Raw genomic sequence first — 10,546 nt, forward strand, 5'->3', positions numbered from 1 at the left:
CGGATCGGGACTTGGCACGACAGCCGCTTCCGCGACCAACTCGTGTTCGAGCAGCACGCTTTCCAGCTCGAACGGACTGATGCGATAATCGGACGACTTGAATACGTCGTCGGAGCGGCCGACGAAGGTGAAATAACCGTCATCATCGACAAACACGACATCGCCGCTGCGATAGACGTCGCCGTCCGTCCCGGAGAGCGTTCCGTCCTCGCCCTGATAGCCCTGCATCAGTCCCGCCGGCCGGTCGGCGCCAAGCCGCAGCGTGATTTCGCCCTCTTTGGCCGCATGCCCGTCGGCGTCGGTAACTTCGACACGATAGCCCGGCATCGGCCGGCCCATCGATCCCACCTTCACTACCTGGCCCGGCGAATTGCCGGCGAGCGCCGTGGTCTCGGTCTGGCCGTACCCGTCGCGGATCGTCAGCCCCCAAGCCGCCCGCACCTGGTCGATCACTTCAGGGTTAAGCGGTTCGCCGGCGCCGCAGACTTCGCGCAGCGACACCTGGTAGTCGGCGAGCTTTTCCTGAATGAACAGCCGCCATACCGTCGGCGGCGCGCATAACGTCGTGACGCCGCATTGCGCGATAGTTGCCAGCAGGCCCTTGGCATCGAAACGCGGCTGATTGACCACGAATACGGTCGCGCCGGCATTCCAGGGCGCAAAGAAGCAGCTCCAGGCATGCTTGGCCCAGCCCGGCGAGGAAATGTTGAGATGAACATCGCCTGGCTGAAGGCCCAGCCAGTACATGGTCGAAAGACCGCCGACCGGATAGCTGCGCTGGCTGTGCCGTACCAGCTTCGGCTTCGCCGTGGTGCCTGAGGTGAAATAGAGCAGCATCGGATCGCCGGGCCCGGTCGGACCGTCGGGCGCAAACTCCTCGGAAAAACCGGCAGACCTCTCGAACGGCAGCCAGCCCTCCTGCGGCGCGGCGGCATTGACGACAATGCGCACCAGCTTCTCGGCTCCGAGACCTCTGAATTTGTCGACCTGGTCCTGCGTCGCGACAACGGCGCGTGCGCGTCCCCGGTCGAGCCGGTCACGCAACTCGTCGGGGGTGAGCAAGGTGGTCGCCGGAATCACGATGACGCCGAGCTTGATCGCCGCCAGCATGGTTTCCCAGAGGGGCACGACGTTGCCGAGCAACAGCAGCAGATGGTCGCCGCGCTTCAATCCCTGCGCCCGCAGAAAATTCGCAACCTGATTGGAGCGCCGCGACAGCGCTGCGAAGGACAGCCTGGCCTCGCGGCTGCCGGCATCGACAATCCAGAGTGCCGGCCGATCGCGGCTTTGCGGGTCACGCGCCAGTTCGGCATCGAACCAGTCCAGCGCCCAGTTGAACGGGACGGCATCAGGCCATCGGAAGTCGGCGACAGCCTTGTCGTAGTCAGTTCGGTGCTTCAGAAGGAATGCGCGCGCTTCCTGAAAGGTGGTCATGGCGCGCGCCCTACTGGTCGGCCAATTTTCTGACGTGCTGGATAATCCCCGAGAAATCGACGCCACCGTTTCCGGCCGCGTCGAACGCCTTGTAGATCTCCTGCGCATGCTTGCCGAGCGGCGTCGCCGCGCCCGCGGCTTTCGCGGCGTCCTGTGCCAATGTCAGGTCTTTCACCATCAGCGCCGCGGCAAAACCGGGCTTGTACTCGTTGTTTGCGGGCGAGGCCGGGACCGGTCCCGGCACCGGGCAGTACGACGTCAGCGACCAGCATTGCCCGGACGAGGTCGAGGCAACATCGAACAACGCCTGATGCGAAAGCCCGAGTTTCTCGGCAAGCGCAAAGGCCTCGCTCACGGCGATCATGGAAATGCCGAGAATCATGTTGTTGCAGATCTTGGCCGACTGCCCGGCCCCCGCGCCGCCGCAATGGACGACCTTCTTGCCCATGTTCTCCAGCACCGGCTTGGCCGATGCAAACGCCTTTCCCGCTCCCCCACACATGAAGGTCAACGTCGCCGCCCTGGCGCCGCCGGTGCCGCCCGAGACCGGCGCGTCGATCGAGCCGATCCCGTGTTTAGCGGCCAGCGAATGCGCCGCCTTGGCGCTTTCGACGTCAATGGTCGAACAATCGATGATGAGCGCGCCCCTGGTCATGGCCGGCACGACCTCGTGCCAGACCGAAAGCACATGCTTGCCGGCCGGAAGCATCGTGATGACGACCTCGGCTCCCTTCACCGCCGCCACAGAACTTTCGGCAACGGCAGCGCCATCCGCGCGGGCCTGATCGCGCGAGGCTGCGACGAGATCGAAGGCAATTACCTTGTGGCCAGCCTTGACAAGGTTGGCCGCCATCGGACCGCCCATATTGCCGAGACCGATGAATGCAATGCTGGCCATTTAAAGCTCCTCCCGCTTCGGTTCTTTCTTTTCTAGAAAACCAGTTCGTCGGCGCCGATCTCTCTGAAATACGGCGCCAGCATTTCGGGCGTCACATCCTCGATGCGAGGCGGCGACCATCGCGGATTGCGATCCTTGTCGATCACGGCGGCGCGCACGCCTTCGCGAAAATCATCGCTGCGGAAGACTTCCAGCGCGGCGCGATATTCGCGCACCAGACATTCCTCCAGTGAGGCCGTGCGCCGCCCCAGCCGTAACAATTTCAGCGTCACGACCATGCCGCGCGGCGACTTCTCGTTCAATAGCTTCAGCGTCGATTGCGCGAAATCCGAGCCGTCGCGCCTCAACTCGCCGAAGATATCCTCCATCCGGTCGCCCGCAAACCAGCGGTCAATATCCGCTTTTCTGGCGCTGATCGGCCCCGAAGTCTCGCCGGTGGCGAAGCCGGCGATGATCCTGTCGACCTCGCTCGAGCTGATGTCCGGCCGGACCGCCGTTAAAGCCTCACGCAACGCCGGCAGTCTGGCCGAAGGCACGACCGCGTCGGCAAAACGGGCGAACACCGCGTCCGGCCCGTTCATGGCCTGGCCGGAAAGGCCAAAGAACGTGCCGATCTCGCCAGGCGAGCGTGGCAGCAGCCACGTGCCGCCAACATCCGGGAAGAAGCCAAGCCCGACCTCAGGCATCGCGAGCTTCGTCTTCTCGGTGACCACCCGATGGCGCGCATGCCCGGATAATCCGACGCCGCCGCCCATCACCAAGCCATCCATGAACGCGACGTAGGGTTTGGGGAATTTGGCAATCCGCGCGTTCATGAGGTATTCCTGACGCCAGAACACCTTACCGAGATCGCCGCCGGCTTTCGAACTCTCGTAAAGCCCGCGAATATCGCCGCCGGCGCAGAGGCCGCGTTCGCCCGCGCCTTCCAGAATCACCACCGCGACAGCCGGGTCGGCCTCGAAGCGATCGAGCGCGGCATCGATGCCTTGTGACATCTCGTACGTCATCGCGTTGATCGCTTTCGGGCGATTCAACCGGATAATTCCCGCCGCGCCTTCGCGGCAGACGATCAGATCGCCCTCGGCATCCGCAGCTGCCGCCAACGCTGTCATCGCGCGCCCTCGATCATCTTGCGCGCCACGATCAGCCGCATGATCTCGTTGGTACCTTCCAGAATCTGATGCACGCGCAAGTCGCGCACGATCTTTTCGATGCCGTATTCGCTGAGATAGCCGTAGCCGCCATGCAGTTGCAGCGCCTGGTTGGCGACCTCGAAGCCGACGTCGGTACCAAAGCGCTTCGCCATGGCGCAGAGCATCGTGGCATCGACATCCTTGCGGTCGAGCGCCGCAGCGGCGCGCCACACGAAAGTTCGTGCCGCTTCAAGTTCTGTCGCCATGTCCGCAATGCGGAACTGCAAGGCCTGAAATTCGTCGAGGCGCTTTCCGAACGCCTTGCGGTCCTTCATGTAGGCGAGCGCGCGGTCGAGCGCGTTCTGCGCCCCGCCAAGCGAGCAGGCCGCGATGTTGATGCGGCCGCCGTCAAGGCCGGCCATGGCGATCTTGAAGCCGATGCCTTCCTCACCAAGACGATTGGCAACCGGGACGCGTGCATTCTCGAAAACCACCGCGCGTGTCGGCTGTGCGTTCCAACCCATCTTGCGTTCATTGGCGCCGAGCGAGAGCCCCGGCGTATCGCCTTCGACCACGAGCGTGGAGATGCCGCCCGGACCGCCGTCGCCCGTTCGCACCATCACGACGTAGAGGTCGCCGCCGCCGGCTCCGGAAATGAACTGCTTCTGGCCATTGAGGATGTAGTGGTCGCCATCGCGCACCGCGCGCGTGCGCAACGCGGCGGCGTCCGATCCGGAGCCCGGCTCGGTCAGGCAATAGCTCGCCAGGTATTCCATGGTGCAGAGCTTCGGCAACCAGCGCCGGCGCTGGGCCTCGTTGCCGAAAGCATCGATCATCCACGAAGCCATGTTATGGATCGAGATGAACGCCGAAACCGTGGGGCAGCCTTCTGCCAGCGCTTCGAAGATCAGCGCCGCGTCGAAGCGCGTCAGCGCCGAGCCGCCGACGTCATCGCGGATGTAGACGCCGCCGATGCCGAGCTTGGCGGCTTCCCGCATCACTTCGACGGGGAAGTGCTTCTCCTCATCCCAGCGGATCGCGTGCGGCGCAATTTTTTCCGCAGCGAATTCCCGCGCCATGTCTCGAACCGCAATCTGGTCCTCGGTGAGTGCGAATTGCATGGGTTGGTTGCGTTCCTCTCGCCCGGCCCGAGCCGTCATTGCGAGCGAAGCGAAGCAATCCAGGGAGCTTCAGTGGCTGTAGCCTGGATTGCTTCGGACCTTCCGCTTCTCGCGATGGCGAACTTTAGTGATCAGTTCATCGTCGGCATCGCGAAGTCAGCCCCGTCCTTGATGCCGGATGGCCAGCGCGCGGTCACCGTCTTTGTCTTGGTGTAGAAGCGGATCGAGTCCGGCCCGTATTGATTGAGATCGCCGAAACCGGAACGCTTCCAGCCGCCGAAAGTATAGTAGGCGACCGGTACCGGGATCGGCACGTTGACGCCGACCATTCCAACATTGACCCGATTGGCAAAATCCCGCGCAGCGTCGCCGTCGCGGGTGAAAATCGCAACGCCGTTGCCGTACTCGTGCTCTGAAGGAAGCGCGAGAGCTTCCGCATAATCCTTGGCCCGTACCACCGACAAAACGGGGCCAAAGATCTCTTCCTTGTAGATCCGCATGTCCTTGGTGACGTTGTCGAACAAACAACCGCCCATGTAGAAGCCGTTCTCATAGCCCTGCATTTTGAAATTGCGGCCATCGACGGCGAGCGTTGCGCCTTCCTTGATGCCGATTTCGACGTAGTTCTTGACGCGCTGCAGGGCCTCGCGGGTCACCAGCGGCCCGAAATCCGCCGTCGCATCGAGCGAGGGCCCGATCTTCAGGTTCTCGACCCGTGGAATGAGCTTTTCCATCAGCCGATCGGCCGTGGTCTTGCCGACCGGCACGGCAACCGAGACCGCCATGCAACGCTCGCCCGCGGCGCCGTAGCCGGAACCGACGAGCGCATCGACGGTCTGATCCATGTCCGCATCGGGCATGATAATGAGATGGTTCTTGGCGCCGCCGAAGCATTGCACGCGTTTGCCGTTCGCAGCCGCGCGCTCGTAGATATATTGCGCGATCGAGGACGAGCCCACAAAGCCGACAGCGGAGATGTCGCGATCATCGAGGATGGCGTCCACCGCCTCCTTGTCGCCGTTGACGACGTTGAGGATGCCCGGCGGCAGACCGGCCTCCAGCATCAACTCGGCAAGCCTCATCGGCACGCCGGGATCGCGCTCGGAGGGCTTGAGGATGAAGGCGTTGCCGCAGGCAATCGCCGGTGCGAACTTCCACATCGGGATCATCGCCGGGAAATTGAACGGCGTAATGCCGGCGACCACACCGAGCGGCTGGCGCATCGAATAGATGTCGATGCCGGGCCCCGCTCCTTCCGTGAATTCGCCCTTCATCAATTGAGGAATCCCGAGCGCGAATTCCACGACCTCGACGCCGCGCAGAATGTCACCCTTGGCGTCGGGGAGGGTTTTGCCGTGTTCACGCGCCAGCAATTCGGCCAGCGCGTCATTGTCACGGGCCACCAGCTCGAGGAATTTCATCAGGACGCGAACCCGCCGCTGCGGATTGGTCGCGGCCCATTCGGGCTGAGCCGCCTTGGCGTTTTCGACCGCGGCGCGCAATTCGGTTTTGGAGGCCAATGCGACCTGCGCCTGGACCTCACCGGTCATCGGCTGAAAGACGTCCGCGAACCGGCCCGATGTGCCCTTGACCTCGCGGCCGCCGATGAAATGCCCGATCATACGCATGCGTTCCTCCCGGAATCCTGAAGTGATTGGCCCGCTTGCAGCACCCGTTTCCGGGCTCGGCGGCGATGCGGGCCGCCGCGCCAATTTCCTGAACATGTTGCAGGCTTTGGCCGGTTTGGAAAGGTTTTTTCCGCGCGGGAGGGATGCGCCAAATTGGCCGCCGGGCGCCTCGCACGACCTTAGACCAACGTCGAATAACGCTTAGGCCGAAGCGGCGGTCCGTTTGCCTGGTCGCCTCGGCGACGCAGGCTTTGCATGTCCCAGGATCGCTTCCCGGCCGGACTTGAGGATCTCGTCGGAAAATTCACCGCTCCCGGCGACGCGGGCCATCACCAGCGAGCCCATCATCGTCGCCAAGGTGGCCATCGCCCGCTTCCGCGCCGCTTTGGGCGGCAGCCCATGAAATTGCCTGGCCAGTATCCCGATCAATCGCTCCATACGCCCCGCGAACGCCTTGCGCGTCTTCGCGCTTTCGCGCGCAATCTCCGCCGCGAGCGCCGGCACCGCACAGCCCTGTCCGGGATTGTCGCGGTGTTCCGCCGACAGATAGCTGTTCACAATCGCCGGGAGACGCTTCTCCGCCGGGATTGCCTCCGACTGCTTTTTCCAATGCTCGGTCGAGCGGTCCATCGCATGCGTGACGGCCTCAATCATCAAGGCGTCCCGCGAATCGAAGTGAGCGTAGAAACCGCCGTGGGTCAGCCCGGCTTCCTTCATGAGATCGGCGACCCCGATTCCATGCGCTCCTTTTTCGCGGAGCTTGACCGAGGCGCGCTTTACGATCCTGGCATGGGTCTGAAGCTTGTGTTCCTTGGAGTAGCGCATCGACGTCTCATGACATGTTCAAGGTCATATAATAGGCGATGGCCTTTTAGCACCCGCCCCTCGATACCGCACCTTATTTCGTCCGGCATTGGTTTCCGCGTCCATTGCTTTTGATGCTGTGCACCCAAGTCATCAGACGCAATGCCGTTCCAATCTTGACAGACAGCGCCTTTTGCCAAGGAACTGTGGAATCGGGAGAGTTTCTTCCCGCACAAGCGAGGCCCGTCATGCAGATGCTCAATTCCCACTGCGGCGTCGACCGCGATGCCCGCGGACTCGTGCGGCTGACAATTTGCAACGCAGGTCCGCTCAACATACTGGGCTCGGCCGTCATCCGGTCCGTCCGCGAAGGTCTCGAGACACTGGCCGCCGACCGCCAGATCCGGGTGATGGTTCTTTCCGGCCAAAGCCCTAAAAGCATGATCGGGGGGGCCGACATCAAGGAAATGGCCGGTCTCGACCAAAGCTCCGCCGAAAAGTTCATCACCGGCTTGCGCGATCTCTGCGAAGCGGTGCGAAACTTTCCTGCGCCCGTCATTGCCCGGATGGCGGGATGGTGCCTCGGCGGCGGGCTCGAGGTTGCGGCCGCCTGCGATTTCCGCGTCGCGGCACCTGACGCCAGATTCGGCATGCCCGAAGTCCGCGTCGGGATTCCCAGCGTCATTCACGCCGCATTGCTGCCACGCCTGATCGGCTGGGGCCGCGCGCGCTGGCTGCTTATGACCGCCGAAAACATCGATGCCGCCACGGCACTCGCCTGGGGGCTGATCGATGTCGTGGCCGACCAAGGCGGCCTCGACGCCGCGGTCGACAAGGTGGTCGAAGCGCTGCTGAAATGCGGACCTCAAGCGCTGCGCGCGCAAAAGGACCTGCTCCGGCGATGGGAAGAATTGCCGCTGACCGAGTCCGTCGATTTGAGCATCGGCGTTTTCGGCCGCTCATTTATGACCGAAGAGCCAAAACGGCTGATGCAGGAGTTCATCAACCGGAAGCGTTGACGGCACGCTCATCGATCGGATTCCAGCCGAAAGCATCCGATCAAGACATTTTGTCATCAAATCCATGCGCAGTTGTCAACGAAGCGCGCCGTTGCATGTTTTGCAATGCAGTATAATATGACAAGCGTAATCTATCAGCTTGATGGAGATCATCATGGCCGCTCCCTCGGATCCCGTCGTCATCGTCTCCGCCGCGCGCACCCCGCTCGGGCGCTTTATGGGCGAGCTCGCACCGTTTTCCGCCCACCAGCTCGGCGCTCACGTCATTCAGGCCGCGCTCGATCGCGCCAAGCTCGAGCCGGAGCGTATCGACGAAGTTTTCATGGGCTGCGTGTTGCCGGCGGGACAGGGCCAGGCGCCGGCAAGGCAAGCCGCGCGCGGCGCCGGGCTGCCTGACGCGACGGGCGCGACCACCATCAACAAGGTCTGCGGCTCCGGCATGAAGGCGACCATGCTGGCCCACGACATCATTCAGGCCGGCTCTGCCGAAATCGTGGTGTCCGGCGGCATGGAGAGCATGTCCAATGCGCCATATCTGCTGGCGAAGGCGCGTGGCGGGTACCGCGTCGGCCACGACCGTATCATCGATCATATGCTGCTCGATGGCCTCGAGGATGCTTACGAGGCCGGCCGCTCGATGGGGGACTTCGGCGAAGCGACCGCGGAAGCCTACCAGTTCACGCGCGCCGCGCAGGATGAATACGCCATGGAGACCCTGACGCGCGCGCGCAAGGCGGTGCAAGACGGTGCTTTCTCGGCTGAAATCGTGCCGCTGACGGTGAAGGAGAAGGCCGGGCCACGCACGGTCGGCCATGACGAGATCCCGATGAAGGTCGATCCGGCCAAGATCCCCGGATTGAGGCCGGCGTTCCGCGCCAACGGCACAATCACACCGGCTGCCTCCTCGGCCAATGCCGATGGCGCCGCCGCTCTCGTGATAGCCAAGCGGGCGCTGGCCGACCGCGAGGGCCTGCCTGCGCTGGCCGAGGTCAAGGCTCATGCCACGCACAGCCAGGAACCCCAATGGTTCACCACCGCGCCGATCCCTGCGATCCGCAAGGTGCTCGACAAGGCCGGCTGGAGCGTCGGCGACGTCGACCTGTTCGAGATCAACGAGGCGTTTGCAGTGGTCGCCATGGCGGCGCAGCGGGATCTCGGAATCGCTCGCGATAAACTCAACGTCAATGGCGGCGCCTGCGCGCTGGGTCATCCGATTGGGGCGACCGGCGCCCGGCTCATCGTCACGCTGTTACACGCGCTTGAGGCGCGCGACCTCAAACGCGGTGTCGCCGCGCTCTGCATTGGCGGCGGCGAAGCAACCGCGATTGCGGTCGAGCGGATCACCTCCTGACCGGCAATGTCCGAAAGTGAGGGAACTATGACATTTACGTCATGCGGCGCTCGCGGCAATATGCGCGCGTGATGAACCGAATTCTGCCCGGAGACGACCTTGATTTCGAACTGGCTCTCATCGGCGCTTGCCCGCCGTAACGTTCACTACGGCTGGGTGATGGTTGGCGTCACCTTTCTCACCGCGCTGGTCACCGCCGGCGCGGTCGGCGCGCCCGGCGTCTTCATCGTCCCGTTGCAGAAGGAGTTCGGCTGGAGCACCGCTGAAATTTCATCCGCGCTCTCAATTCGCTTCATCCTGTTCGGCCTGATGGCGCCGTTCGCGGCGGCGCTGATGAACCGCTACGGCCTGCGTAACATCACGCTTTCCGCGCTGCTGGTCGTGGTGTCCGCGCTGGTGGCGTCGCTCGCCATGACCAAGGTCTGGCATCTCCTGCTGTTGTGGGGCGTCGTGATCGGGATCGGCACCGGTATGACCGCGCTGGTTCTCGGCGCGACCATCGCCGCGCGCTGGTTCAGTGCGCGGCGCGGCCTTGTGGTCGGAATCATGACCGCGAGCACCGCGACCGGACAATTGGTGTTCCTGCCGCTGCTTGCCAGCATCACCGAGAGGATGGGCTGGCGCGTCGCGTTGTCATTCGTCTGCGTCATGCTGGGAGTTGCCGCATTTGCGGTGCTGATGCTGATGCGTGATCGGCCGAGCGATGTCGGCTTACGCCCGTTTGGCGATAAGGGCACCGAGCCGCTGCCGGCGCCTCCAACCAGTCATGCGCCGATCATGGCGGCCGCGCTCGGCACCTTGCGCGACGTATCGCAAACGCGGACGTTCTGGATCCTGTTTGCGACCTTCTTCATCTGCGGCGCCTCGACCAACGGCCTCGTCCAGGTCCATCTCATCCCGATGTGCCTCGATTACGGCATTCCGCAGGTGCAGGCGGCGAGTCTGCTCGCCGCCATGGGAATTTTCGACTTCTTCGGCACCATCTGCTCCGGCTGGCTGTCGGACCGCTATGACAATCGCTGGCTTCTGTTCTGGTATTACGGCTTGCGCGGTCTTTCGCTCCTGATGCTGCCGTTCACGGACTTCTCGTTTTACGGCCTGTCGCTGTTTGCGATGTTCTACGGCCTCGACTGGATCGCCACCGTGCCGCCGACGGTG

9 protein-coding genes are annotated in these 10,546 nt (G+C 63.4%); 3 read left to right on the forward strand and 6 right to left on the reverse strand.

Annotated elements, in window-relative coordinates; all coding sequences use genetic code 11:
* From NEZ08_RS03475 to NEZ08_RS03500, 6 genes are all read right to left on the reverse strand, one after another.
* Positions 1-1,434 (reverse strand): AMP-binding protein (locus tag NEZ08_RS03475; protein WP_298103546.1); only part of this gene is annotated, 1,434 nt, incomplete at its 3' end.
* Between the two features lie 10 nt (positions 1,435-1,444).
* Positions 1,445-2,332, reverse strand: a complete 888-nt coding sequence (mmsB, locus tag NEZ08_RS03480; RefSeq protein WP_298103549.1) for a 3-hydroxyisobutyrate dehydrogenase — start codon at positions 2,330-2,332, stop codon at positions 1,445-1,447.
* Between the two features lie 32 nt (positions 2,333-2,364).
* Positions 2,365-3,444, reverse strand: a complete 1,080-nt coding sequence (locus NEZ08_RS03485; protein ID WP_298103552.1) for an enoyl-CoA hydratase/isomerase family protein — start codon at positions 3,442-3,444, stop codon at positions 2,365-2,367.
* The gene (locus NEZ08_RS03490; protein WP_298103555.1) at positions 3,441-4,586 is read right to left on the reverse strand and encodes an isobutyryl-CoA dehydrogenase; all 1,146 of its coding nucleotides are present in this window, start codon (positions 4,584-4,586) and stop codon (positions 3,441-3,443) included. Before NEZ08_RS03490 ends, NEZ08_RS03485 begins: the two co-directional genes overlap by 4 nt.
* Positions 4,587-4,717: 131 nt before the next feature.
* Positions 4,718-6,214 carry a CoA-acylating methylmalonate-semialdehyde dehydrogenase gene (locus NEZ08_RS03495; RefSeq protein ID WP_298103558.1) on the reverse strand — a complete coding sequence of 499 codons (1,497 nt, stop codon included), beginning with the start codon at positions 6,212-6,214 and terminating at the stop codon, positions 4,718-4,720.
* Positions 6,215-6,415: 201 nt separating this feature from the next.
* Positions 6,416-7,039 (reverse strand): TetR/AcrR family transcriptional regulator, encoded by a 624-nt coding sequence (locus tag NEZ08_RS03500; protein WP_298103562.1) that lies wholly within the window; start codon positions 7,037-7,039, stop codon positions 6,416-6,418.
* Positions 7,040-7,266: 227 nt separating this feature from the next.
* On the opposite strand from NEZ08_RS03500, the gene NEZ08_RS03505 reads away from it, so the two are divergent.
* The 3 genes from NEZ08_RS03505 to NEZ08_RS03515 form a co-directional block, all read left to right on the forward strand.
* Entirely contained in the window at positions 7,267-8,037 is a 771-nt protein-coding gene (locus NEZ08_RS03505) for an enoyl-CoA hydratase (protein WP_298103564.1), read from the forward strand.
* Between the two features lie 154 nt (positions 8,038-8,191).
* Positions 8,192-9,388, forward strand: a complete 1,197-nt coding sequence (locus tag NEZ08_RS03510; RefSeq protein ID WP_298103567.1) for an acetyl-CoA C-acyltransferase — start codon at positions 8,192-8,194, stop codon at positions 9,386-9,388.
* A gap of 99 nt (positions 9,389-9,487) precedes the next feature.
* Positions 9,488-10,546: MFS transporter (locus NEZ08_RS03515; RefSeq protein WP_298103569.1), on the forward strand; the 1,059-nt coding region annotated here is incomplete at its 3' end.

The sequence above is a fragment of the Bradyrhizobium sp. genome, from assembly GCF_027451485.1.
Taxonomy (GTDB): Bacteria; Pseudomonadota; Alphaproteobacteria; order Rhizobiales; family Xanthobacteraceae; genus Bradyrhizobium.